The following is a 25,453-nucleotide window of genomic DNA, read 5'->3' as shown; positions in this document are numbered from 1 at the left end:
CTGTGGCCATGGGTAGGGCCTGCCACAGTTCCTGTCGAACGCCACCTCGGACGCGGCGGTCACGGATGCAGACTGGCGGCCCCGGTAAATGCTTTCTGGCGACTGTCCGGACGGTGATACGATCCGAATCCAAGCGGCGGCCGCGGTCGGGTACCGACGGCCGGACGGTCGCGTCGAGAGAATGGACGGCTGTTGGCGGCCACTCGCCCCGTCGACCCCAGTAGCGCGGCGAGCGGACGATTACTGCCCGAGCGGATCGCGGTTGATCGCGACGCCGTGGGGCGTGATGATGAGCTGGTCGTCGCCCTTCTGGGCGATGTCGCCCCCGACCTCGTTGGCGACCTGCTTGAGTTCGTCGGTGATGTGCTCCATCGTCCGGTCCTGGGTCGTGTGGCGCGTGATGTCGGCGATGACCACGTCGCCGTCGTAGACGGCGTCTTTGATGTCGATGACGTCCTGCTTGTCCCCGATCTTCGCGATCCGGAGTTCCATCTTGGTCGCGGCCCCCCCGGCGTCGACGCCCTCGCCGTCGATCTCTACGTAGTCGTCTTTGTGCCGGCTACCGGCTGAGTCCCCGAGGATCTTGCTCATTAGTCCCATACTCTGTCTCCCGGTCGCTGAGGGTTTGTATTTTACGTCAGACATCCCTCGCCGTCCGGACATTCGCACGCGACGGTCGCTTCACCCGATCAGCGCTGCAAGCGTCGTCTCCTCGACCACCCAGTCGCCGGGAACGGTCTCCCGGATCGCCAGCGTCACCAAGTCACCGCCTCCCTCGCGGCCGTGCAGTTGTGCGACTGATCCCATCCGCAACGTCTCGCCCCCGGGAACCTCGACCACCGAGACGCGATAGGTCTCGGCCTCCGGCAGGGCGTACTGCTCGACGATAGCCTCGCGGTCGAGACCGCCGTCGAACTGGTCCGCGCGGTGGAGCCACCGGTCCTCGTCCAGTCCGTCGGGCTCGAACCGGAGATAGCGCTCGGGCCGTCCGGTTTCGAGCCCCATCACGATCGAATCCTCCGCGAACGGTCCGGTCATCGGTTGGGACTGTCACGTCGTGAACGGGTACGGGTTTCGGTCGACCAATCGAAAGCACCGTCGGCGGCCCGTGATCGTGTACTCGATGTCGCCCATCGGATTCCATATCGCGTCCTCTCACATCCATCACGTCTTCTTCCGCGACTGAACACATCTTCTCGGCCGCGAGGTCTCCGAATTTGTCGTCGAGGATAGCCACGACTGCGTGAAGCAAAATCACAGTGATCGAAAACCGAGTAGATTCTACGAGTCGAAGTACTTTTTCTGATATTCCTCTTGTTTCCAAACCAGGTCCTCGTGTGAAAACGCAGTTTCTTCGACTGTCAAGTCCGGATCAAACGACAGCTCGACCTCGATGTAGCCTTCGTCACCCTCCTCGGTGATCCACTCTGGGAGATCCGACCGGTTTCGTGTATGTTCGCCGGTCCAGTCCAATCGGTTGGTCTCGATCTTAAACCAGCTTTCCTCATTCGTGGACGTACACGTTACGGGACCGACGACCCTCGTGAAATCGTCCGTGACTTCTGTTTCGTCTTGGAACGACGTTTGCGAGAGTTCGATCCGGGCGTGAAAATACGCGAGTCCGAATCGTCCGTTCGTCGGGAGTAACCGCGCGTTGAGGGCGGAAAAACCCATATGACTGTCGCTGACTAGGTGTGCAACCGGCAACTCCCCCTCGATGTCGTCAACGTACAGGTCCACTTCGACGATTTCACACATATCCGAGGTAGATCCTCGCCCGTATATAAATAAACTGTCATCTTCCAGTAGTCGCCTGCCGATCGAGGCAATCAGTAATCGTTCGCGACAGTGATTCAAGTCAGCCGGTCGCTTCCGCACGCTCGCTCGACGGCAATTCGCTGATCAAGAAGTCGGGAACAGGTGGGACTTCCGAATCGAGATCATCTCCGTCTTCCGACTCGGCAACGACACCCAGCCTCCCGTCTTCTACCTTGAACACGATGTCCTCGTGAGTTGCTGTCCAATACGTCATCACGTCGTTCTGTTCGAGCACACGGAATACCTTCCCGCCAGGAGAACTGGAAGGCGGACTGCTATCGTCGTTGTTCGAGACGACCGCAGTGTACTGGATCGATTTGAGCATCGTTCGGTTGTACGACGAGTCCGTGCCGTGGTGGGGCAGTTTCACGACATCGGCACCACCGAACTGGACGACCGAACGGTCGATGAGTTCCCGGATGTGGGGCGTCTTCACGTCACCCGTGAAGAGGAACGAGTGCGTGCTGTAGTTGACTCGCAAGATCACGGAATTACAGTCGGTCGCGTCGTCGTCGGTCGGGCAGATCCGATCACTGCTCGACGCGTCCATCGGATGCCTGACATCTGCGCTGACGAGTCCGCCACCGAAATCGATGTCGTCGCCGCGGGTGACGATCGTCCAGTCGGCGACCTGATCCGCGTTACTGCTCAGATGGCTGTCGTCTGGTACTGGCGGCCGATACCAGTTGTGGACCTCGATATCGGGATCTCCTTGTAGATTCTCGATGTATTTGTTGTGATCCCTGTCGTCGTGAGAGAGCACAAAGTGGTCGATATCGTAGTCACCATCCCCGCCCTCCGGGACGTCTTCTTCTATCGAGTCCGTGATATCAGCGTAACTTCGACCGCTTTCGTGGTCACCGGCGTCGATGAGCATCGTCTCCCCGTTGGGCGCTTCAAGCAGGATACTGGTCCCTTTCCCCATATCGATGAACCGCACCGTCATATTCTTGTCCGGACAGCCGTCCTCCTGTTCCGGATCGTCGTCACTGCCCGTACTACTCGCTCGTGCGCTGGGCGCCGGGAAGTCCATGTCCTCTTCGGCGACCGGGCACATCGGCCCGGCGGCGAGATTTTCGAACTTGTCGTCGACCATGTCCGCGGCCGTCTTCAGCGCCGAAGAAGCGGTCGTAGACTTCGACGAGACGCCCGTCAGTTTCAGTCCACCCGTGTTGGCCTTCTTCTTCTGATTGTAACACTTGTACTTGTCACCGTGCTTACCGCCGCTGTCGCTGGGCGTCCGCTTGAACGGCGTAAAGCCCGGCCCGGTGTACGTCCACGTCGACGAGCACTCCTTGAGCTGGTGTTTCGCCGCTTTCTTGCCGCTGCTCCCGAAGCGTTCACCAGTCCCCAGCGACCCCGACGGCATCACGGTTCCGCCGGGCATCGCCACTACGATGGGCACGCCGTTGTCGAAGGAGATCGGCTGGACCGTCCCCGCCCGCCGGTCGACGCCGTTAATCTCCAGGTACACCGCCTGCTCCTGGCGGACGTACGTCACGGGCTTCGTCCCCGACGGGTCGCCGGTCCGCGCGGTCACCGCGAATCGGGCGTACTCGCCCTGCATCCGCACGTTCCAGGCGTTGACCGACAGGAACCAGTAGCCCGGGATCGGCGCGATGGGCAACCCCGGCATCGGTCCGCCCTCGACCTTGCTCGCGAACGGCGCGTGCATCGTGTTCTCCGGGTCGGACGGCCCCTCGCCGGCCGGCCGCACCGCCGGCACCGTCTGGCTGTTGACCGGCTTCATCGTCAGCATCGTCGGCGACCCCTTGACCCGGTACGTGATGTCGCCCATCAGCTCGGTGTTCATCTTCGCGGGGTCGGACATGGTCAGCTTCGGCGTCGCGCCGCCGATGAATTCCTTCGCGTTCGACAGCCCGTTCCCGATGCTATCGATCCCCAGTTCGCTCTGGAGGTGGCCGTTCGCTTTGTCCTTGCTGCTCTGGCGGCGCTTGTTGATATCGTTGATCCAGTTTTCGATCTGGGCTATGTAGAGGTGACGCGCCTCCGCTCGCGCCAGATCCGCCGCGTTGCCGTACTCGGATCCACTGGCGTGCTCGTAGATGTACCCCCCTTTCCGCTTGTCGAGCTTGGTCAGGAACTTCTGGAACGGGTTCGACGACGTCCCCATCTTGACGAGCTTCATCTCGATGGGGTCGAAGTCCTTGAGGATCTTCGGGTAGACGTGGTTCTTGATGTCCTCGGCGAGCCAGTTGCGGAGCTTCCCCTGGTCGGCCGGTGAAACGTCCCAGCGGGCGGACGATTTTTGCCGTAACTGGTTTTCGAGCGCGCTCTTACTACCGACGGAACTGGCGGTGATAGCGCTCCGCACGTCAGACTTGGTGAGCTTGCCGCCGGGGCTGATCGTCGAGACTTTCTCCGCTGACTGTTGGGGTAGCCCCTCGAAGTTCGTCGGGGTCGTTCCCTTGTAGTCGGGGGAGCCGCCGGTTTCGAACTCCTTGGTGAGTCCCTTCGCAGTGACGTCGGCAGCCATGCTCCGAGCGCCCTTGATCTCGAAGGACATCGTGTAGGTGACCGTCTTCCAGCCCTTCGAGAAGGTCTTCTGCTTCCAGTCGACACACTCCTCGGTGCCGTCCCCGTTGGTATCGGCCTTGTCGGCGCACTTCCTCCAGCGCTCTTTCTCCTTGTACTGCTTGTCGACCTCGACGGTCGCAGTGTAGTAGGTCCGCTGGCGCGGATTCGACGAGGTCCCCGTCTCGTAGGTCCGTTCGAAGTTCGTGACTCGCGCCGAACTCTTCTTGTCGTACCAGTCGCGGAGCTTCGTGTCGTACCCGGACGGGTCGGACACCTCGGGCTTGCTCCCGCTCTTTTCCAGCCGCGTCGTCTCGAAGTTCGCCTTGGCGGTGTAGACCTCGTCGATCGCCTTCTTGACGATGTCGTCGGGGTCGCCGATCCCCTCGTCGGTCTTCGGAAGCTTCGACTTCTTCCCCGTCACCTTGTCGGAGTTCGGCGGTCGGTCGCCGCCGTTGTACTTCGATCCCCCCCAGTCTTTGCGCAGCACGGTATCGATATCCTTCCAAGTCAGTTTCTTGTCACGAACGTCTTTCTGCGCGGGGTAGGCGAACTTCTTGATGTCGACCTTGATCGTCCGTTTCTGCGGATAGGCCTTCTTGCGGCGCGACTTCTTGAACCCGCCCGTCAGCGACGAGAGGCCGCTGGGGATGAAGTTCATGTACTTCGTGTGGTCGGCGAAGAGGAACTGTGCGCCCGCACAGACCTTGTTCGCGACGTCTTTCGCTCTGGCGCGCCGGGGCGATTTCGATGAGACGATCTTGTTGACCTTCTTGGCGAAGAAACACGCCCAGGCGGGCGCCATCGCTTCGGTCGCTCCTGGGTCCTGCGTTCCGAAGGTCTCCCGCTGGACCGCGTAGATCGCGTCGTTCGCCAGGAGTTCCACTTCGCGGTTCTCGACGACGCTATGGAACGTGCCGCCACCGGAGACCGACGGGGTGGGATTCGTCCCCGCCGCCGGGAACCGCTCGTAGCCCGCCTTCGCCCAGGCGATCGGATAGACGCGCATCGCGAACTGCGTCCCCAGCGAGTTCGGGTTCGTGGAGTCGACGTCGGTATTCCGAAGATTGTCCTCGTAGTTCGAGACCTTCTCGTGGAGCGCGAACACCGTCGTCGCGGCAGAAACCGTGATCGATTCGGTCCGGGTACCGACGCGTTCCCCGTCCCGGTAGGCAGTCACGGTGAGGCCGTCGATCGTCGCCTTCACCGTCCCGGGGTCCAGTGACCCGGATACCCCGGTCTCGAGCGTCACGCGTCCGATCGCTGCTTTCACAGACGCCTTCGAGTAACGGACCGCCGGAAGACTCGCGGTGGTCGTGGTCCCCGCACCGACCGTCTGACCCGCGTCAGCGAGGTTGCGCTGGGCCTGCAGATAGATACGGAGCTTGACGTAGTTCCTGAACACGTCGCCGCCGGCGGCTCTGATCCCCTTCCCGGCGGGCGTCTCCGCGAGCGATCCCGTAGTGGTGAGCGGTTGCTTCGCCGCGGATCGTGCACCCGCCTGGATGGCAGCCCGGACTTCGCTCTGTGCCGCACCGACGGTCTGGTCCATCGCGACCGAGATGTCGACATTGGCGGTCTCCTCCGTTCTGGACTGGAGCACGCCGACGACCGTCGCGCTCGTCACGAGAAGGAGAACGCCGACGATCGCGAACGGGACCCGTGCGCTCCGGTTCGATGCCAGTGCTATCGTGTTCGGCTGTCTCGGTCGCATGGTTACCAGGTTTGAACGGTAATCGTGACTTCCCCAACGGTGATCTCCTCGGCGAGTTCCTCGCCGCTCGTCGACGGATACTTGTCTTTCAGTTCTCTCTTGATGTCAGCCGCGAGCTCGGCACGCAGTTGATCGTTCGCTTTGCGGACCTGGGGGCGAGAAGAGTCGACGAGGTGCGCGACGTTCGGGTCGTAATCGACGCCACGGTCGTCCCACGTCCCCATGGGCCTGGAGCGCTCGCCTCTCCAGTCGTCGAGCCGGTCCTTCCAGCGTTCGTAACGATAGGTGGCCACGGCGCCCTGAAAGCCCCCCCGCTCGAGGACCAGTTGTGTCTGGTGGCGGGGGAAGTACCCGCGAACGATCGCGTCGGCGAGTAGCCGTGCGACGCCACCGTAGTCACCCGTCGCCCAGCGACTCTCGATCTCGCCGTCGCTGACGGACGGGATCCGGCTGTCGACAGTCAGTGTAACCGTCCTGAGGTCGGTTCCCTGGGGCGGTGCTGGGCCGGCCTCCGCTCGCCCCTGAATGGCCGATCCCTCGTAGGGCCGCCAGACGGCCACTACGTGCGCCTTCGCGTCCGCGCTCGTGAGGATGTCGCGGACGTTCCCCTGCATCTTCCGCAGGTAGTCTTCGCCCGCCTGGGAGACGCGGTCGTCGGCGACGCGCACACGAGTGATGGCGGCCGCCGCGAGCAGGTCCGTCACCGGTCCGTGAGACGCCCGCATCAACTCCGACGACGACGGCGATGAGGGGCCCGAGTAATCCGGGTCGTCGACCACCGGCTGAAGCGAGTACTCGACCCTGAGCGTGGTCGCCGAAAGCGTCTGGGCGGTCTGTTCGGATTCGAGCGTGTCCCGCTCGGCGTCGTCGTCCGTGATGTGGATCGCGAGGACGGCTATCGAAGCGCTCACCAGCAACAGCGCGAACGTCACGTCGACGACCGTGCTGATCGCTCGGTCGTCGGGACGGACGGCCCCGGTCATTGTTCCCACGCCGCCACGTTCAGGCGGCCGGCCACCACGTCACCGTGGCCGCGCTGGATCGGGATCGGGCGGCTCGCCGTGCTCGCGCTATCCGGGACCCCCAGATCGGAGTTCTCGACTTCGTCGCGCACGTCGGGGTGGCCGGGAGCGCCCTGTGGCCCGTAGACGACGTGCTTCGTCGTCCCGGTCGCGTTCACGAACAACGCCTGTTGCTCCGTGTCGCCGACTTCCGTCCGCGTGATGTTGATGTAGACGTAGTACCCCTCGGGAAGCCCGGACGGGCCGGGTCCGTCCGACGCCGACGCGCTGTACAGGGAGTCCATGTCCTTGTCCGCGGGGTACACCCCCGATTCCTGCATCTTGTTCCACACGTCGTCGATAGCCGACTCGGCCACGTCGCGCTGCTGGGACCCGGGGAGCGCATCGGTGACGTAGCCGGCGTAGAGACTCAGTCCGATGGCCATCGCGGCGACGGCGATCAGCGCGGCCAGCGGTTCGGTCTGGCCGCTGTCACGCGTCGACGAGCGTCGCACGGTACTCACCCCATTTGACGTGCCTGACCACCAGTCGTCCGTCCGCGACGCGCCAGTTCCGCACGTCCGGGTCGTCGATGTTGTTCTCCACCGTCGTGGAGACGGTCTTCACCGCGTTCCGGAACTCCTCCGGGTCGTCGTAGTGGTCGCTCGGGTCCGACGAGCCGTTCAGTATCGCTCTGAGGTACTCGTTCGGCTGGGCGGGAACGACTCTCGCGTACGAGAGACTCGCCCGCGTCGTGCCGCCGTCGTTTTTCATGGCGATGGTCTTGTTGGCGACGTACCAGCGGTCGGCGTTGTGCTCGTACTCGGCGGTCGCGTTGTAGCCGCTGGCGGTCACGCGGTCGATGGCGTCGGCCGCCTCGGCCGTGTCGGGCGGCGGCTCCGAGGGGAACGACGCCACGACCCCCACGAACGCCAGACTCACCAGCGCGACGCCGAACCACACGTACCACGCGTCAGCCGGCGACTCGAGGTCCATACAGTGTTTGGTCCCGTCATCGCATTTAAACGACAACGCGGACGCGGTCGCGGCCCGCTCCCGCGGGGAGACGGAACCGCTCCGTCCCGGGCAGTCACAGATTGATGATGAAGCCGGTCGCGACGACGGCCAGCACGTAGATCGGCGTCGCGGAGACGAGCGAGCGGCCGACGTGATACCCCACGAGCGAGCGGTCCAGCCCGTCGCGCAGCCCGATCGACAGCGTCGTGAGGATCACCGACATCAGGAGGACGTACCCGCCGACGACGACGCTGAGCTGGTCCGGTGGGAGCGCCTTCCCGACCTGATCGCTGGCGGCCTGCGTGCCGTCGTTCTCGGCGATGTACTTCGCGAGCCCGACCGTCGCGCCGGCGACCAGCGGCCCGAAGTACGCCGCCGTCGAGTCGAGCGTGCCGGTGACCGACGACAGCTCTCGCTTGGCCTCGGCCTCGACCTCCTGTAGTTTCTCCAGGTGGTCGGCCATCGAGACGACAGCGGTACCCGCGGGCCGTCCCTCCCGGGCCGCGATCGACAGGAGCGACGCCATGCCGTGGGCGCGCGGGCTCGGCACGTCCGTCAGCGAGCCGTACTCGCCGAAGAACGCGTGGTCGACGGTGACGTGCAGCCGCTCCTGGAGGCCGGCGGCCTGCTCGAACACCGCGCCGGTCTCGCCGGGGACGCGCTCGCCGGCGTGGGCGATGGCCGACTCGACGGCCTGCCCCTCCGAGACCTGGCGCCCGACGAGGTACAGCGCGTCCGTGAGGTGTTCCTCGATGTCCCGGACGTGGTCGCGCATCGCCTTGACCGGTCCGAAGACCACGAGGAGGGCGGTCCCCAGCCCGAGTCCGATTCCGGCGATCGGCGCGAGGAAGCCGTGGCGGAGGACGCCCGTCGCGACCCCGGCGACGAGCCCGACCGCGATGCCGCCGCCGATCCCGACCAGCCGCCGGTCCTCCACGTCGGGGTGGTCGGTCGTCACCTGGGGCGGCGGGAAGGCGACGGGCCGTCGCTGGAGCAGCCAGACGCTCGCGGCGACGAGCCCGACCGGCAGCGCCAGGTCGTAGACCAGGACGAAGAACTCGATGGGGAGGCTGATCCCGCCCTGGCCGCCGGCGAGCCCGATCGCGGGCACCAGCGCGACCAGCGCGAGCGGGAGCATGACGCCGAAGGCGTACAGCCCGGTCGTCGGCCCGCGGATCTCGCTCGTGAACTGCGCCATCTCCTCGCGGGTGCCGTCGAGGACCGCCCGGAGCGAGCGTTCGAGCGTCCGCTGGCGCTCCTCGGGCGGCGCGTTCTCCGCGGTGGCGAGCAGGTGCGCCGCCCGCCGCAGCGCCGGGAACTCCTCGGCCCAGTCCTCCGCGAAGGAGATGAGCCCGGTCTGTGGCGACCCGATCGAGCGGTCGATGTGGCTCTCCAGGCTGGTCGCCAGCGGGCCGTACCCCGTCCGGGCGGCGAACTCGACGGCCGTCTCGGTCGCCGGCTGGATCTGCATCCGGAGGACCGCCCGGCCGATCAGGTTCGGCGTGTCGCCCAGCGCCTCCGTCCGGCGGAACCCCGCCAGCACGGTCGGCGCCGTGTGGACGCCGTGGATCACCCCGACGCCGATCGGAAGCGCGAGGACGATGTACGGGAGCTTCCCCGCCGCGAGGAGGACGACGGCCACCAGCAGCGCCGCGACGACGCCCGCGCCGAAGCCGGCCCGGACGACCGTCTCCGGAGTGACCGGCGACTCGATGAAGGCGATCGCCTCGACGAGTTCGTCGCTGGTCTCGACCTCGTAGGGGTACAGCCGCGCGAGCCCGCGGACGGCGCCGACCTTCCACCCCATGGCTCACTCGACGCCGCGGCCGGCGTAGGCCGCGGCCACCTCCGTCGGCGAGGTGCGCCCGTCTTCGGCGATCGCTTCCAGCCGCTCGCCCCGCTCGATGACCGCCTCGCGCACGTCGGCGTACGATTCGGCCGGGCCGGTGAGCCGGTCGAGAAAGCGGCTCTCCCCGCGGTCGATCCGGTCGGTCGAGCGGGCGATGTCGCCCTCGATCTCGTACAGCGGCGCGAAGCGGATCTCGTCGTCGCCGACGATGACCTCCTCGATGGCCGAGAGCCGACGCTTGCGGCCCGTCGGGGTGCGGTAGGCCTGGACCGTCACGACCAGGTCGGTCGCGCCGAACGACGACGGGGGCACGCCCAGGTCCGAGACGACCCGCTCGAACACCTCGTCGGCGCCGTCGCCGTGGATCGTCCCGAGGACGGCGTTGGCGTTGGCGCCGACGCGCATCGCCTCGTAGAGCGTCTCGGCCTCCTCGCCGCGGATCTCACCGACCACGAGCGCCCCGTCGCCGAGCCGCAGGGCCGTCTGGAGCGCGTCGGTGGGTGTGATCTCCGGTCCGGTTCCGGTCCCTGTCCGCAGCGGCTGCACGTCGCGGTCGCACTTCTGGAGCTGGTTGACGGGCAGCTCCGGCGTGTCCTCGATGACGACCGTGCGGGTGTCCGGCGTCACCTCGTAGAGGAGGGTGCCGAGCAGCGTCGTCTTCCCCGCGCCGCGGGTCCCGGCGATGAGCGCCGCGGCGTTGCGCTCGATGGCGACCGAGAGGAATCCGGCCGCCTCGGCCGGCATCGTCCCGTTCCTGACGAGTTCCGGGAGCGTGAAGGTGTCCTCGGCCTGCTCGCGGAAGGCGAACGCCACGCCCTCGGCGACCGGGTCGGTGACCCCCGCGACGCGCAGGCCGGTCCCGTTCTCCAGGTCCGCCGTCGCGTCGACGGTCGGCGTCGCTCTGGAGAAGGCGCGACCGCTCGTCCGACGGATGCGCGAGGCCAGCGCGCCGCCGCCGTCCGGCGTCAGGTGGACGTTCGTCGTCATCGCTTGGCCGTCGACTTCCAGGCGGATGGGGTTCGACTCGACCGGGGAAGTGGCGTACACGTCGGTCACGCGCGGGTCGGCGAACAGGTCCTCCAGCACGCCGTACCCCTGCGTGTGTTTGCCGAGCACCGAGGTCAGGATGGGGTCGACGTCGCCGTCGCTGACGTACTCGATGGCCCGCGAGGCCCGCCGGTCTCCCTCGACGAGCCCCTTCGCGATGGCCTCGTAGCCGTCCAGCAGGAGCTCGCGCTGCTCGACGGAGAGGGTCACGTCGACCACGTCCAGCGAGTACAGCGGGACAGAGTCCTCCCGGCCGTAGATCCGGGCGGTGCTCCCGGTCGGCAGCTCCGTCACGTCCCGGAGTCGCGCGCCGTCGTCGACGGTCCGGTCGACGAAGTAGTGACCGACGGTCAGCCCGACGGTCGGCGCGAGCGCCTCGTCGTAGTCTTCGACGCCCGCCGCGGCCTCGTTCAGCCCCGATTGCGCGGCGATGTCGGCGACCGGGCCGACCCGGGTCTCGGCCTCGTCGGCGACTGCGAGCGGGTCGGTCGCGGCGGTCCGGGCGAGCCGGTCGTCGCGGTCGCCCAGCAGGTCGACGAAGCGGCCGGCCGTCGAAAGCAGGGAGACGGCCGAGTCGCCGTAGCGGTACTCGAGACCGCTCGTCTGGACGACCAGCCCGTCGACGGTGTGGTCGGCCAGCTTGCGGACGACGGTCGCCCGACAGGCCGACGACGCGCGGAGGTCGCCGTCGTTGTCACACGCCGACGCGTCGACCAGCAGGACCCCCTCGTCGATGCGCAGGTCGCACGTACAGGGACCGTCGTCGTCCTCGTCGTCCCCGTCGTCGGTCAGCCCGTCGAGACCGACTGCGTCGAGGACCGAGGACAGGGAGAGATCGGACGTACCCGTTGCCATGCCGGGAGTGGCCGCGTGTTCGGTCTTAAACTTCTACACGGCGGCGCCGCGACCGTCGGAGTCCCTCGTCGGCCCGGCGCCGGGTCGATGTCGGGCTACAGCAGCGGGTCAGCCGCCGGCGCGGTGGACCTCGATGATCGGGTCGTCGGTCGTCGACTCCCGTCGAAGCCGGAAGACGAACGTCTGATGGCCCGAGATCCGGCCCAGCTTTAGCGTCCCGCCCTTCGCGTTAACCACCGGCGCGTCGATGTGGTGGACTCGTTCGGGCCGGCCACCGACCCGGTAGATGAGCACGCTGTGCATCTGGCCGTCGCGACGGGCGACGGTGAAATTCTGGACCGCCGTGGCGGTGAGCGACGGCGTCGGGAACTGAACCTCGACGATCCGCTGCGGGCCGCGGACCCCCTTCGGCGGGAGGTCCTCGCTCTCGTTGAGTTCGACCGCCGCCTGCTCGAACTGGCTTGCGATGCTCTCGACCCGGCGGTCGCTGTTGACCCCGGCGGCGTGGTCGATCGCCGGCAACGAGATACCCAGCAGGACGACGGTCAGGATGACGGCCAGGACGACGCGAATCACGGCAGCTTCGAGCGGATGGTGTCCAGGAAGCCGTCGTCCTCGTCGTCGTCACCCTCGCCGTCGAGGTCGAACTCGTCGGCTAACTGCCCCTGGTCGGCGTCCGCGGTCGCATCTGCGCCACCGGCTCCGTCGGCCGACCCGGCGCCACCGCGGCCGTTTGCCGACCCGCGGCCGGCGACTCCGCTGGCGGTTCCGGCGCCGTTCTGCGCGTGACCGTTCCCCGCGGCGCCGCGAGCGGGCCCGGTCCCGCCGCGAGCGGCGCCCTGTTCGCGACCGGAAACGACGCGGTCGACGGAGTGTTCGGCGTTCTGCGGCCCGCTGGCACCGCGATCGGTGCCTCGGCCGTGAGACCCGCCCTGTCCGCCCCGCGTGGCGCCCTCCGTGACTGCTTCGAGCTCAGCGATCCGCCGTTCCAGCCGGTCGACGGCCGCGAGCGCGGCGTCGGCCTGCTGCTCGACGTCCTCGTTGACTGAGCGCACCTGCCCGACGAACCCCTCGACTGACTGCGAGCGGGCTTCGACCGTCGCCAGCCGGTCCTCGATGTCGTCGAGGCGGGACTCCAGCCGATCGACGTCGTCGGCCACCGCGGCGAGGTCGGCCAGTTCGTCGAGTTGGTAGTCCCCGTCGACGACCGCCCGCTCGACCGCCGTCAGCCGCTCGTCCAGGCGCTCGATGTCGGTCATACCCCGTTTGCCTGCCTCATCGTATTTAAACCACAACGCTCCATTCGCCGGTTTTCCGTCGCTCGCCCCGTCGCCGACCGGTCCTCGGCGGCCGGTGGTCGGTGGTCGGTGATCGGAGCGGTCAGCCGTCGACGCACGCCCGGGGCAGCCGCGTCAGTCGTCGTCGGAGAGCCGCGGGTGGGGCTCGACGTTGACGTCGCTCGCGTTGGGGCTGTCCCCGCCGTGTGGCGTCTCCCGGCGGCGGACGTTCGCCGAGTGGACCGTCTCGGTGGCGTCGTCGATGACGATGACCTCGCCGGGGCTCGTCGGCAATCGCTCGGCCAGCGAGGTCTGCATGTAGGTCGGCTGGGCGGCCTCCAGCGCGTCGAGGTCTGCCTCGGAGGTCAGTCGGTGGGAGACGACGATGTCTGACTGGGAGACGGCCACCTCGGAGACGGCGCTGGGCCGCTGGGTCGCCAGCACGAGGCTGACGCCGGGCGCGCGGCCGCGCGTGAGGATCGTCTCCAGCGCCGCCTCGCCGACGCCCTGGAAGAAGGTGTGGGCCTCGTCGATCATGTACCACGGCAGCCGCTCGATCTCGCGGTTGACGCGGGCGCGATAGAGCGCCTCGCCCACGCCGCGGACGACCGCGTTCATCGGCGCCGAGTCCAGCCCCGAGACGTCGACGACGGTCACTTCGCCGCCGCCGAGTTCCTGTGCGTCCAGCCCGTCGGGGGCGAAGATGCCCCACGAATCGGCCAGATCGAGGTGGTTGACGGCCGCGCGCTTGTCGACGGTCGGCGCCTCGGTCGCCTCGACGTTCGCGCGCATGTCGGCGAGCGTCGACTCGTCCTGGGCGGCCTGCCAGACGAGGCCGCCGGCGCCGCTCTCCGGCGAGAGGTCGAGCAGCGCACACCACGACCGCGGGTCGAGCGTCGTCGCCGTGATCTCCGGGTCGCTGACTACCTCGGCGGGGACGGGGTCGCCCTCCGAGGGCTGGTCGAGCGTCGGGAACACGCCCATCGGGTCGGCGATTACAGGTGCAACGCCGCGCGCCCGCGAGAGTGCCTCGGCCACGACGCCCAGCGTGTAGGACTTCCCGTAGCCGCGCTTGCCGACGATCAGCATCGCGTGGGGGCCGTCCAGATCGATGTGCAGGGGGGCGCCGCTGGAGCCGTCCCTGGCCCGGTAGGTCCCGAGGTGACCCGCGGGCGCGTCGTCGTCGGCCGTCACGACCTTGCCGCGGCCGATGACGAACTCCGTCTCGTCGGATGCGGGGGAACCAGTCACGCGAGTCGATAGCCGCGCCGCCGCACTTGTAACTTCGGTTCAAGGTTTAAGTACGAAGACGGGACCAAGACCGACATGCGGCGCACAACGACGCTGTCGCAGGACGAACGGGCCATCGAAGGACTCCCAATACGGCTCGTCATCGCTCTCGTCGTGGGCGTGGCGAGTCTCGCCATTATGATGCAGATGATCGGGGGGCTGGGCTTCAACACCCAGAAGGAAGTGACGGTCGAGATAACGTCGAATTCGATCGCGAGCACTGGTGGCTCTCCGGTCACGGTGACGGTCATGACCGAAGAGGGGGACCCGGTTCGGAACGCGCAGGTGCTGATAGAATCGGGCACGCTGACGGTCACGAACGGCCCCGTGCAGATGTACCCTGATAGTGCTTCAAGCCCCGGACCGAGTGCCGACAACGGTAAAATGAAGACGAGTGGTTCGATTTGTGCGAGCTGCTCCTCCCCCGGCTCTGGTAGACCAAAAGTCGACTTCAGGTCGGACCAGGACAAGGGGACGATTAAATTCGACATCGTCCTCCAGGGCGACGGAAACTACAAGGACAAGAAACCGAATCCGGAGTTAGTCGTCACCAAGTGACGTTGCCGTGACGTCTCGGTTCGGGCAGTGTCCGCCAAATATTCACACTGCATCTCGACGGGAAAACAGTAACTGAGAACAACAGAACCCCGAATTACAGCGAATTAACGCCACTACGCCCGTTTAACGAACAAAATTCTCACCAGGCCGTATTTAAATAGAAAATGCACCACGCCCACGCAAACGAATCGCTCGAACGACTCGAAAAGGTAGTCGCCGCCCTGGTCGCCTGTCTGCTAGTTACTTCCCTGGGTATCGGATTCGTCGGTCCGGCGAGTGCTACCAACTCGTTGGAGCGCGACGCGCAGGGATCAGTTCTCGACGACATGGCCGGCAGTGGCACCGCCGAGGACCCCTACCAGATCACGAACGCGACGGAACTGCAGGCGATGAACGAAGACCGCGAGGCCCACTACGCGCTCGCGAACGACATCGACGCGAGCGAGACTTCCGATTGGAATCGCGGCGACGGGTTCGATCCGATCGGAAGTTACGAAGAGGGCGACGGTTTCAGGGGAACGCTCGATGGCCAGAATCACACGATAACGGGGCTGAAAATAGACCGGCAATCGACTGCTGCCGTCGGGTTGTTCGCCGTCCTAAACGGTGGGACCGTCGAACACCTGACTCTGAAAGACGTTTCCATCACGGGAGAACAGGTCGTTGGTGGTTCTGTTGGATCCGCACGGAACTCAGCGACCATCGACGACGTCAGCGTCAGCGGGACAATCAACGCAGAAAGTGGTTACGCTGGCGGGGTTGTTGGCACCGTTTCAGAGTCGACAGTCGTCGGCGCTCATTCCTCTGCGGACGTGAGTGCGAAACAGCATGCTGGCGGATTGGCAGGGGTGGTTTCTGGAGGCACCGTCCAACTCTCTACTGCGACGGGAGACGTGGCAGTCACCGATATTGTTGCAGGGGGAGCGTTCGGGGAAGTCCTGAAGGAGAGTTCGATCAACCGCGTTTACGCACGCGGATCAGTCACCGGGAGTTCCGGAATCGGTGGTCTCATCGGAACCAACTACCAGAACGAAATCTCAAACGCGTACGCCACTGGCGAGGTGACCGGTGACAACGAATTCGGTGCCCTCCTGGGCGTCGACCAGAAGGGCGGAACGACCTCAAACCTCTACTGGAACGAACAGACTGCTGGTGTCAGCAACAGTGTTGGCTCCGGTAGTGACGTTGGTACGGCAGTGTCGACGGACGAGATGCAGGGAGCATCCAGCAAAACGGCGCTCTCCGGTCTGAAATTCGATCAGGTCTGGGCGACTACCGACAGTTACCCGGTCCTCCGTGACGAGATCGAATCAGTCTCACTGCGGGCACCCGACCAACTGATCGTCAGTCATACCGGTGAAACGTCGGTGCGTGTCACGCTCGCCGACGGTCGAACCGTCACCGCGACCGAGACAGCCAGCTACGACAGCAACCAATCGTTCCTCTCGGTCGATGGGGGCGTCCTCGACGCCTCCGGAACCGGAATGGTCGAGGTGACCGCTTCGGTCGGTGGCCACCCTGACAGCAACACCGTGTCGGTCGTCACTCCGCCGGACATCTCCGTCGAGAGCCGTTCGCTCCGCTACGACAGCGTCGGTTCGGAGACGGCCGCACCGGTCGACGTGACGCTGACGAACGACGGCGGGGCCGACGGCGAGTTCGACGTGGTGCTCTCGATCAACGGTACCACCGAGCAGACCCGGACCGTCACGGTCCCAGGTCACTCGACGACCACGGTCCAACTGAACTACTCCGCGCCCGCGACGGGAACGTACCCGGTCGCGGTCAACGGGACGGACCTGGGCGACCTCACTGTCGTCGAGGAACCCGAGACGAGCGTCGCCTCGGCGTCCGTCTCGAAACGTCTCCTCGCGGTCGGTAACGGCACGACCGTCGAGGCGACAGTGGAGAACGCCGGCGACGCCGCCGCCGGACAGACGGTCGAGCTGACCGCCGGCGGTGAGACGGTCGCTACGAAAGACGTGGTCGTCCCGGCCGACGGAACGACGGTGAGCTTCGACTATACCGCCGATTCCACGGGCGAGTACGATCTGTCCGTCGGCGGCACGAGCGCGGGCACGCTGACCGTCGCCGAGATGGGGAGCGTCTCCGTCGAGAGCGTCTCGGTCCCCGAATCGGTCGAGGCCGGCGCCTCGTACGAAGTGACGGTGACGCTGGCCAACTCCGGCGGGCTGCCGCTGAACTCTGAAGTCGCCTACAACGTCGGCGGCACCTCGGTCGGTACGCAGACCGCCGAGGTGCCGGCCGACGGCACGACGGTCACGTTCGAGGCGACCGCACCCGAGGGCAGCGAGTCCATCGATCACGCCGTCACCACCGGCGACGCGGAGTGGACCGGCAGTTCGACGGTCGCTATCGAGACGGCGACCGCTGAATCGAGCGGCGACGGGAGCGACGGCGGCTCGACGGGTGACGGCGACGGAGCATCGAACGACGGAGACAGCGCGGCGACGACCAGCGGCGACGGCCCCGGCTTCGGCGTCGGCGCAGCGCTGGTCGCACTGCTCGCGCTGGTGGCTGCGACGCGGTATCGACGACGCTAGCGGCGAATCAGGCGATTCGATGACACAGATACAGATGAAACGAACTGGGTTCGGTGGGAACGGATGAATCGGATGCACGCGACGCGAAGCCTCGGGCTCGCGGCAGTGCTGGCCCTGTCGCTCATCGCCCCCTCAGTCGGGGTCGCGACCGCGGACAGACAACAGCAGACGACGTCGTCGCCGCTCTCGGAGATGGAGGGAAGCGGGACGCCCCAGGACCCCTACGTGATCACGACCCCCGAAGAGCTACAGGCGATCGACGAAGACCTGACGGCCCACTACGTCCTCGGGAACGACATCGACGCGAGCGTCACGGAGACGTGGAACGCCGGGAACGGGTTCGATCCGATCGGCGGTCAGAACGGCGCGTTCCGGGGCTCGCTCGACGGGAACGGCCACACGGTCTCCGGGCTGACGATCGTCAGGCCAGGCCTGGGGAAGGTCGGCCTGTTCAGCGTGTCGAGGGGCACGATCCAGAACATCTCGCTTCGCGACGTGCTGATAAACGGGAATCAGAACATCGGTGCCCTGGCCGGTGTCAACCTCGGATCCGTCACCGGGTCGTCGGCGACGGGCCGGATACAGGGAACGGCCGGGAACGTCGGCGGGCTGGTCGGCGTCAACGCCGGACAGATAGTCGCCAGTTACGCGGAAACGACGGTATCCGGTCAGGAAACCGTCGGCGGGCTCGCGGGCGTCAGTCGAGGGCCGATCCGCGGTTCGTACGCCAGCGGCGACGTCACCGCCCAGACGGTCGCGGGCGGGCTCGTCGGCGTGAACAACAACGCACTGACGGCCTCCTACGCGACGGCGACCGTCGACGTCGAGGAGGTGGGCGGCGGACTGGTCGGGTCCAACGGCGGGACGATCCGGACTTCCTACGCCGCGAGCGAGGTCGACGGTAACGCCAGCGTCGGCGGGCTGGTGGGACGGAACGGTAACAGCATCGTCAGCCAGAGTTACTGGGACGAGGACACCGCGGGCGTCAAGCACGCCGCGGGCGACCGGGCCGACATCGGCACGGCGCTGTCGACCGGCGAGATGAGCGGCGACAGCGCGGCCGACAATCTCGACGGCTTCGACACCGCGAACATCTGGATGACGTCCGACGACTACCCGGTCCACCAGTGGGAACGGTCGGACGTCGACCCGCTCGACCAGTGGCAGGTGCCGACACCGACGGCGGCCCCGCCCACGCCGACCGCGGCGCCGACCGCGGCGCCGACGCCGACCCCGACGCCCACTTCCTCGGGGAGCTTCGGCGTCGGTCCGGGCTTCGGTCCGGCCGCCGTCTTCCTCGCTATCGCCGCCCTTGCGGCGCTGGGGGTGACTCGCCGGCCATGAGCCTCCCGGTCGAGGTCCTGCTCGGCATCTCCTTCGGGCTCCTCGTGGGGCTGATCCCGGCGTTCGCGGTCGGGCTGGCGAGCTTCCTGTTCGAGTACTACGGCGACCGGTCGATCCCGGGGTTCGCGGCCGTGCTGGTCGCGTTACCGCTGGCCGGCGCGAACGGCTACGCGGTCGGGCTCGTCGGGACGACCGTCGAGCAGGCCCCGCGACTGCTGATCGCAGCGCTCGTGGCGCTGATGCTCGTCCTGTACGCCAACAGTCAGGGGAACGCGATCGCCGCCGACCTCCCCCGGGACCTGGCCCAGGCGACGCGGAGCCGCCGCACGCTGTCGGCCGAGGCGCTCGACAGCGTCGACGGCTCGGGGCAGGTGATGATCCGGGCGACCGGCGAGATACGCGACGTCGAGGGGTATCCGCCGCTCTCGCCGGAGCTTCGGACGGCCCTGGAGACGGGCGCCTGGCGGCTGCCGGCGGACCTACCGCTGGACGAACTCGAGGCGCGGCTGGCCGACCAGTTGCGGACCGACTACGACCTGGCGGACGTCGCGGTGTCGATCGACGCTCGCGGTCGCGCGTCGATCGCCGCCGCGCCGCCGTCGCGGGACCTCGCCGAGCGCGTGCCCGACGGGTGGCGCGCGGTCTCGTTCACGGCGCTGTTGCCGACGGGGCTGTCGCCGGGCGACGAGGTCGTCGTCGACGCCGGCGGCGAGTCGGTCTCGGGTCGAGTGCTGAGCGTGAGCGCCGACTCGGACGACGACGCCGACGAAGACGATCCCGGCCCGTCGCCGGGGGAGGTCGAGACGCGCAAGCGCGCCCGCGCTGAGACGACCGGCGGTCGCGGTCGCGTGACGGTCGCCGTCCGCACCGCGGACGCGCGGACGGTCCTCGGCGACGACGAGGCGCAGGTCCGCGTCACCTCTCAGGGGACGAGCCACGTCTTCGAGGCGTTCTCGCACCTCGAACGCGCCGGCCAGGCGGTCCGGCGCGTCAGGCTCGACGACGACGACCGCGCAGCGATCGCCGACGCCGGTTCGGACCTCTCGGTCGTCGGCGTCCGCCGCCCCGACGGAGCGGGGCGCGGCTGGCAGTTCGGGCCCGACGCGGCCTCGGTCGAGGAGGCCGACGAGGCGTTCGTCGTCGGCAACGACGGCAGCGACCGGATTCACAGGCTCTCTGGCGACGGCGTGGAGGTGGAGCCGTGACGCTCGCCGTCCCGCTCCAGTTCGCCTCCGACTGGACGACGACCGCGCTGTTGCGGATCCTCGGGTTCGGGCTGTACGCGAGCGTCATCGCGATGGGCTTCGCGTTCATCTATCGCGGCTACAGCACCCGCCCGCTTCCGGTCGGCGCCGCCGTCGTGATCGGGCTCTCGTTCGTCACGACGTCGCTGAACATCACCGCCGTGGTCCAGTCCTCGCTCATCGACGACACGGCGAAGATCCACTACGCCAGCGCGGCGTACCTGCTGGGCGTGTTCACCGTGGGCGCCGTCACCTCCGAGGTCGGCCGCCGCATCGGCGACCACTTCGCCTGCGACGTGTTCGAGATCACCCGCGTCGACGCCGGCGGGATGGTCGCGCGGCTCGTCCAGTCGGCGGGCCTGATCGTCGAGGTGACCCTCCCGGAGACCGTCGACGACATCGACGGCTACCCCGCGGTCGACGACGGCGTCAAGCGGGCGCTGGCCGGGCGGACCGTGCGGTTCCCGCGGCGGCTGTCCGACGCCGACCTCGAAGACCGGCTGGCGACCCGCCTGGAACGGGACTTCGGCGTCGGGCACGTCCACGCAGAGATCGAGTCGGACCTGACGGTCTCGTCGCTGGCCGTCGGCGCCCGCCCGTCGGGGATCGGTCCGTCGCTCCCGCCGGGGACGGTCGCGCTCGCCATCGAAGGCGACCCGTCGCCGGACGCGAGCACCGGCGACCCGGTCGAGGTCTGGATCGACGGCGACGACGGCGGTCGCCTGGTCGCGACCGGCAAGTTCCGGGCGACCGTGGGCGACGTGGCGACGATCACCGTCGGCACCGACGACGCGGAGGCGTTCGACCCCGACGGCTCCTACCGGCTGGTCACTCGGCCGGACACGGCGAACGACGTGAACGAACTCGTGGCGACCGTCTGGGAGGCCGAGGAGACCGTCACGGCGGTCACCGTCGAGGAGGGCGACGCGCTCCAGGGCGAGTTCGTCGACTGGCTGCCCGTCTCGGTGCTCGTCGTCGTCCGCGACGGCGAGCCGATCCCCTTCCCCGCGGAGAACGAGACGCTCGACGTGGGCGACACCGTCTACGTGCTCGGGACGCCGGCCGGCCTCCACCGACTCGCCGAGTACGAACCCGACCGGGAACCCGGTGACCGGCCGGTCCCGGACGGCGCCGTCGGGGGAGCCGACGGCGACGCGGGCGATCGCGACGGCGCTGACAGCACCGACGCGGACGGCGACGGTACCGCGACGGCCGAGTCGAGCGACGACGCCGAGAGCGAAGGCGGCGGGCTCGCCTCGATGTTCTCCGGCGACTGACCGGCGCGGACGTTCGCCGGCGGCCGGCGGACGCCTCATTTTCCCGTACCGTCTGGCGACCGCGGCGGACGCGTTGAACTTTATACAGGAACGGGCGACCAATACCGGTATGGACGAGGTATCGGAGTGCGACACGGTCCGGCGAAACGGGGTGACGTTCGTGCGGGCGACGGTCGAGAACGAGCGTGGAACGCCGCAGGTGGTCGAGCTCGAGAACCGGCTGGACGGGCCGGTGTGGCCCCCGCGGTTCGGCGACGTGACCGCACCGGAGTGGACGGAGGGTACCTGGAAGTCCCGCATCGAACCGGGGCAGACGCTCGGCGTCGGCTACGCCACGCCGGCGCCGCCGCTGCCCGACGAGGACCCGGTCGCCGTCGTCTCGCGGACGCGCGCCTCGGACGCCGGCGAGTCCGACCCCGAGGAAGTGCTCGCATCGCTCGACGACTGGGCACCGCCGAGCGACACCCTCTCCGCCGACAGATGATCCTCGCCGTCTGCGGCGGGAAGGGCGGCGTCGGCAAGTCGACCGTTTCGCTGAACCTCGCCCGCGAACTCGGCGCCGTCGCCGTCGACGCCGACCTGGCGACGCCGGACCTGCCCCGCGGGCGCGGCCCGGACCTCCACGACGTGCTCGCCGGGCGGGCGGCGCCGATGGAAGCCGTGGAGTCCGTGGACTCGATCGACCTCCTGCCGTGCGGTCGGTCGCTCGCCGGCGCGCGGGCGGCCGACCTGACCGAGCTCCCCGAGGCGCTCTCGATGGTCGACCGGCAGTACGGCCGCGTCGTCGTCGACTGCCCGGCGGGGCTGGCCCGCGACGTCGGCTACCAGATCCACAGCGCCGACGCGGTGGTGCTCGTCACGACGCCCGACCGCGCGGCGCTGCTCAACGCCTTCCGGACGCGCCACCTGGCGGGCGAACTCGACACGCCGGTCGTGAGCGTGGTGGTAAACAAGGCGACCGCGTCCGAAGACCGTGAGATCGCCGCCCGCGTCGAGGACGAACTCGGCGCGCCGACGACTGTCGTCCCGCGGCGGTCCGCACTCGCCGACTCCTTCCAGAACGGCCGGCCGCTGCGCGACGCGCGACCGCAGAGCCCCGCGCTGTCGGCGTTCGAGACGCTGACCGAGCGGATCGAGGAGAGCGAGCGACAGATCGCCGAGAACGCGGAAGCGGTCTGAGCGACGCGGTCCGTTCTATCGAGTGTTTCCGGGCGCCTCCTGCGGTCTGCCGGCGTCACCACGCCCGTGATCCGAATCGCCGGCGCGGCCCCGACCGGCACGCTCGTCGCCGGAGAGCGCCGAGTCCACGGACTCGGGGGTGGCGCCGCCGGCCCGGAACTTGGGGACGGCGATCCGGTCGGCGCCGTCGTCGGTCGGTTCGACGGTGAGGACGGCGTCGGCGACGTGTTCGGTGGTGGCACGGTTCTCCGGGACCGAGGGCCGCGAGAGGCAGTGCAGGACGGCGATGCTGTCCGTCTCCAGCATCTGTTCTTTGAGGGCGTTCAGGAACTCGCGGTAGTCGTCGCGGTCGGCCCGCTCGAGCGGGGCCATCGTGTCGACGACGACGTTCGACCCGTCGGGCACCTCGCCGACGAGGCGCTCGGTCTCCGCGAGGCGCTCGTCGGTGACGTAGCGGACGGTCGGACTGCCGACGGTGACCGGCGCTGCGTCCAGAGCCACCCGGATCGTCCGTTCGGTCCGCTCGGTGGAGACGTACAGCGTCCCGCGCGTGGCAGTCAGTCCGTAGAGCAACTGCTCCGACTGGCTCGCCGGCGGCGCCTCGACGACGGCGACGCTCCCCGGCGGCAGTCCGCTCAGGTCGACCTCGAAGGCGTTCAGCCCGGTCGCGGGCGCCTGTCGCCCGTCGTCGACCGTGTCGGGAGGTGCCGTCGCCTCGGACGCGACCTCGTCGCGACGCTGCGCCGGCGAACCGCCGTCGGTTCCGGCCTGGACACCGTCGCCCGAGGGGGGCGCGTCCCTGGCCGGCGACTGCGCGTCGTCCGCCGAGGACTGTGGGCCGCCTGCGTCGACGCGGTCCGCGGCGTCGGCGTGCTCCGTACCGGTTTCGGCTCCCGTCGAGTCGAACGGATCGCCGGTGTCCTGCCCGTCGTGGTCCGCCTCGGCGGGCTGCCCGTCGTCAGCGGCGTCTGGGGTCACCCAGTCGCCGGGTTCGGGGCCGGTCGCGGCGGAATCGACCGGTTCGGGGTCGGCGGGTCGGGTGGCTGTCAGGGAGGCGAGTTCCTCGGCGGCGCGGTCGTACTCGGTGCGCGCCTCCTCGCTGGCGAGCGGCGAGTCCGACTCGGGGACGACCGCGAGGACGGGGATCTCGAACCGCGAGTGGAACGCCTCCGGGACGGCGCTGCAGTGGGTGAAGACGGCGCCCGCGACGGGCACGTCCAGTCGGCGGGCGATGTCGATCGTCGTCGCCGCGGCGTCCAGGCTCTGGTCGCTGTCGGTCGTCACGACGACGACGCCGTCCGCGAGCGCGATCGCCTCGACCACGTCCGGCCCGGCGCCCGACGGGCAGTCGAGCAGCACCTCCGTCGCGCCGGCGTTCAGCCACTCGAGCGCGGCGTCGAGTTCCACGTTCTCGGTGGGCTTCTGCCCGGGGAGGACGTGCGCGCCGCTCGTCCCGGGGAACTCCTGTGCCAGCGAGTGCCAGCTCGTCTCCCGGTCGAGCGCGGCGACGGTCGGCTCTCGCTCGACGCCAGCGGTGACGTGCAGGTCGGGCAACTGCCGGTCCGCGTCGACCGCCAGCGTCTCGATGCCCGAGCGGGCGAACGCCGCGGCGAGACCGAGCGTCGTCGTCGTCTTCCCGGATCCTCCTTTCGCTCCCGCGATCGCTATCATGCCCCTAGTGGTCGCGTCTTCCGTCTTGAACCCTCACACGGGCCCGACCGCCTCGGCCGTCGAGCGCGACGCTCTCCGGGAGCTGTGCTCCCGGCGGGTTCGAAGTCGTGATGCGACGAAAACAGCCGCTATCGCCGTGATGGCCGTAGAATCGCTGATGGCGGCGACCGACGACTACTCGAGGTCGTCGAGGTCGCTCACCGTCGAGCCGATGGTCATCCGCGAGACGTCGGCCAGGTCCGCGGCCTCGCTCTGTTTGACCGCGACGCCGCGCTCGTTGGCGGCCTTGTAGAGGCACGCGGCGGCGACGCCGCTGGGGTTCTTCCCGCCCATGCGGCCCGATTCGACGAGCATCACGGCGTACTCGCGAGCGCGCCGCTCGACCTCGGTCTCCAGATCCAGGTCCGAGGCGTACCGCGGGAGGTACTCCGTCGGCGAGACGGGACCGACGGGGAGGCCGAGCTCCCGGTTCAGCGCGTCGTATGCGGTCTTGAGCTCGCTCCGGTCGGCGCGCGCCACGTCGACCACCTCGTCCATCGTGCGGGCGATCGACTGGGTCCGGCAGGTGGCGTAGACCACCGCGGCGGCGAACCCCTCCAGCGAGCGCCCGCACAGCAGGTCCTCGGACTGGGCCGAGGAGAACAGCGAACACGACTGGTCGCGCACCGACGTGGGCAGCGACATCACCGACACCAGCCGTCGGATCTCCGTGTAGGCGTAGAGCTTGTTGCGCTCGGCCTTGGAGTCGAGTCGCGCCCGGTTGTGCTGGCGACGCATGCGCACGAGCTGGCGCTGGCGGGCACCCGACACTTCCGAGCCGGTGCCGTAGCCGATCTCCGTCGACAGTCCGCGGTCGTGGCGAGACGCCGTCAGCGGCGCGCCCGTGCGGCGCCGGTCGGTCTCTTCGTCGAGCGAGCGCCACTCCGGACCGCGCTCGACGGCGTCCTCCGCGAGGACGAGACCGCAGTCCTCACACACAGTTTCCGTCTCGGATTCGCGAAGCGTCCCACCACATTCCGTACACGCCCGGTCGGTCTGCGGGCCGTCTTCGGCGTCGATACCCCTCCGCTTTTGCTCCGTTCGTTCCCTCAAGCGTACTCCCCCGTGCAACCAAATATGTAGATCTCACGCACTGACATAACTTTTTATATTTCAACTAAACATTTGTTTACTGACACTCGCGGCTGTTCGGAACGGGGTCGGTCGAATCACC

21 protein-coding genes are annotated in these 25,453 nt (G+C 68.0%); 7 read left to right on the top strand and 14 right to left on the bottom strand.

Annotated elements, in window-relative coordinates; genetic code table 11:
• Nucleotides 1–240 precede the first annotated feature (240 nt).
• The 12 genes from PSC72_RS17765 to PSC72_RS17710 form a co-directional block, all read right to left on the bottom strand.
• Complete coding sequence (locus PSC72_RS17765) at nt 241–600, bottom strand: cell division protein SepF (protein ID WP_274322759.1); 360 nt, start codon at nt 598–600, stop codon at nt 241–243.
• An 81-nt stretch (nt 601–681) separates the two neighbouring features.
• Nucleotides 682–1,038, bottom strand: a complete 357-nt coding sequence (locus tag PSC72_RS17760) for a hypothetical protein (protein WP_274322758.1) — start codon at nt 1,036–1,038, stop codon at nt 682–684.
• A gap of 243 nt (nt 1,039–1,281) precedes the next feature.
• Nucleotides 1,282–1,758 (bottom strand): hypothetical protein, encoded by a 477-nt coding sequence (locus tag PSC72_RS17755; protein ID WP_274322757.1) that lies wholly within the window; start codon nt 1,756–1,758, stop codon nt 1,282–1,284.
• A gap of 100 nt (nt 1,759–1,858) precedes the next feature.
• Nucleotides 1,859–6,067 carry a ComEC/Rec2 family competence protein gene (locus tag PSC72_RS17750; RefSeq protein WP_274322756.1) on the bottom strand — a complete coding sequence of 1,403 codons (4,209 nt, stop codon included), beginning with the start codon at nt 6,065–6,067 and terminating at the stop codon, nt 1,859–1,861.
• Nucleotides 6,068–6,069: 2 nt separating this feature from the next.
• Nucleotides 6,070–7,050 (bottom strand): DUF7284 family protein, encoded by a 981-nt coding sequence (locus PSC72_RS17745; RefSeq protein WP_274322755.1) that lies wholly within the window; start codon nt 7,048–7,050, stop codon nt 6,070–6,072.
• On the bottom strand, nt 7,047–7,583 hold the full coding sequence (locus PSC72_RS17740) for a DUF7285 family protein (protein WP_274322754.1): 537 nt from the start codon (nt 7,581–7,583) through the stop codon (nt 7,047–7,049). The genes PSC72_RS17745 and PSC72_RS17740 overlap by 4 nt, the downstream gene beginning before the upstream one ends.
• Nucleotides 7,561–8,064 carry a DUF7283 family protein gene (locus PSC72_RS17735; RefSeq protein WP_274322753.1) on the bottom strand — a complete coding sequence of 168 codons (504 nt, stop codon included), beginning with the start codon at nt 8,062–8,064 and terminating at the stop codon, nt 7,561–7,563. The genes PSC72_RS17740 and PSC72_RS17735 overlap by 23 nt, the downstream gene beginning before the upstream one ends.
• Nucleotides 8,065–8,158: 94 nt before the next feature.
• On the bottom strand, nt 8,159–9,892 hold the full coding sequence (locus PSC72_RS17730) for a secretion system protein (RefSeq protein ID WP_274322752.1): 1,734 nt from the start codon (nt 9,890–9,892) through the stop codon (nt 8,159–8,161).
• Between the two features lie 3 nt (nt 9,893–9,895).
• A complete protein-coding gene (locus tag PSC72_RS17725; RefSeq protein WP_274322751.1) occupies nt 9,896–11,836 on the bottom strand; it encodes a type II/IV secretion system ATPase subunit in 1,941 nt (646 codons plus the stop codon).
• A gap of 108 nt (nt 11,837–11,944) precedes the next feature.
• Nucleotides 11,945–12,412: a DUF7311 family protein gene (locus PSC72_RS17720; protein WP_274322750.1), complete on the bottom strand. Its 468-nt coding sequence runs from the start codon at nt 12,410–12,412 to the stop codon at nt 11,945–11,947.
• The gene (locus PSC72_RS17715) at nt 12,409–13,095 is read right to left on the bottom strand and encodes a DUF7310 family coiled-coil domain-containing protein (protein ID WP_274322749.1); all 687 of its coding nucleotides are present in this window, start codon (nt 13,093–13,095) and stop codon (nt 12,409–12,411) included. The genes PSC72_RS17720 and PSC72_RS17715 overlap by 4 nt, the downstream gene beginning before the upstream one ends.
• Nucleotides 13,096–13,248: 153 nt before the next feature.
• A complete protein-coding gene (locus PSC72_RS17710; protein ID WP_382261810.1) occupies nt 13,249–14,364 on the bottom strand; it encodes an ATP-binding protein in 1,116 nt (371 codons plus the stop codon).
• A 75-nt stretch (nt 14,365–14,439) separates the two neighbouring features.
• Between PSC72_RS17710 and PSC72_RS17705 the strand changes: the two genes are divergently transcribed.
• The 7 genes from PSC72_RS17705 (at nt 14,440) to PSC72_RS17675 (ending at nt 22,569) form a co-directional block, all read left to right on the top strand.
• Entirely contained in the window at nt 14,440–14,961 is a 522-nt protein-coding gene (locus PSC72_RS17705; RefSeq protein ID WP_274322748.1) for a hypothetical protein, read from the top strand.
• Between the two features lie 164 nt (nt 14,962–15,125).
• A complete protein-coding gene (locus PSC72_RS17700) occupies nt 15,126–17,525 on the top strand; it encodes a CARDB domain-containing protein (RefSeq protein WP_274322747.1) in 2,400 nt (799 codons plus the stop codon).
• Nucleotides 17,526–17,597: 72 nt separating this feature from the next.
• Entirely contained in the window at nt 17,598–18,869 is a 1,272-nt protein-coding gene (locus PSC72_RS17695) for a M26 family metallopeptidase (RefSeq protein WP_274322746.1), read from the top strand.
• Nucleotides 18,866–20,074, top strand: coding sequence for a potassium transporter TrkA (locus tag PSC72_RS17690; RefSeq protein WP_274322745.1), 1,209 nt, complete (start codon nt 18,866–18,868; stop codon nt 20,072–20,074). The genes PSC72_RS17695 and PSC72_RS17690 overlap by 4 nt, the downstream gene beginning before the upstream one ends.
• Nucleotides 20,071–21,390, top strand: a complete 1,320-nt coding sequence (locus PSC72_RS17685) for a cation:proton antiporter regulatory subunit (protein ID WP_274322744.1) — start codon at nt 20,071–20,073, stop codon at nt 21,388–21,390. The genes PSC72_RS17690 and PSC72_RS17685 overlap by 4 nt, the downstream gene beginning before the upstream one ends.
• 109 nt (nt 21,391–21,499) lie before the next feature.
• Nucleotides 21,500–21,874, top strand: a complete 375-nt coding sequence (locus tag PSC72_RS17680) for a DUF7857 domain-containing protein (protein ID WP_274322743.1) — start codon at nt 21,500–21,502, stop codon at nt 21,872–21,874.
• The gene (locus PSC72_RS17675) at nt 21,871–22,569 is read left to right on the top strand and encodes a MinD/ParA family ATP-binding protein (protein WP_274322742.1); all 699 of its coding nucleotides are present in this window, start codon (nt 21,871–21,873) and stop codon (nt 22,567–22,569) included. The genes PSC72_RS17680 and PSC72_RS17675 overlap by 4 nt, the downstream gene beginning before the upstream one ends.
• 15 nt (nt 22,570–22,584) lie before the next feature.
• On the opposite strand, the gene PSC72_RS17670 is transcribed toward PSC72_RS17675, so the two are convergent.
• Both PSC72_RS17670 and PSC72_RS17665 read right to left on the bottom strand, forming a co-directional pair.
• Nucleotides 22,585–24,240 carry a DUF7125 family protein gene (locus tag PSC72_RS17670; RefSeq protein ID WP_274322741.1) on the bottom strand — a complete coding sequence of 552 codons (1,656 nt, stop codon included), beginning with the start codon at nt 24,238–24,240 and terminating at the stop codon, nt 22,585–22,587.
• A gap of 174 nt (nt 24,241–24,414) precedes the next feature.
• Nucleotides 24,415–25,299, bottom strand: a complete 885-nt coding sequence (locus PSC72_RS17665; RefSeq protein ID WP_274326196.1) for a transcription initiation factor IIB — start codon at nt 25,297–25,299, stop codon at nt 24,415–24,417.
• Nucleotides 25,300–25,453: the final 154 nt, after the last annotated feature.

Origin of the sequence: Halosimplex aquaticum (assembly GCF_028747785.1) — an archaeon.
Lineage (GTDB): Archaea > Halobacteriota > Halobacteria > Halobacteriales > Haloarculaceae > Halosimplex > Halosimplex aquaticum.
The sequence above is the reverse complement of the archived record's forward strand: the minus strand, read 5'-3'. Positions and strand labels throughout refer to the sequence as shown.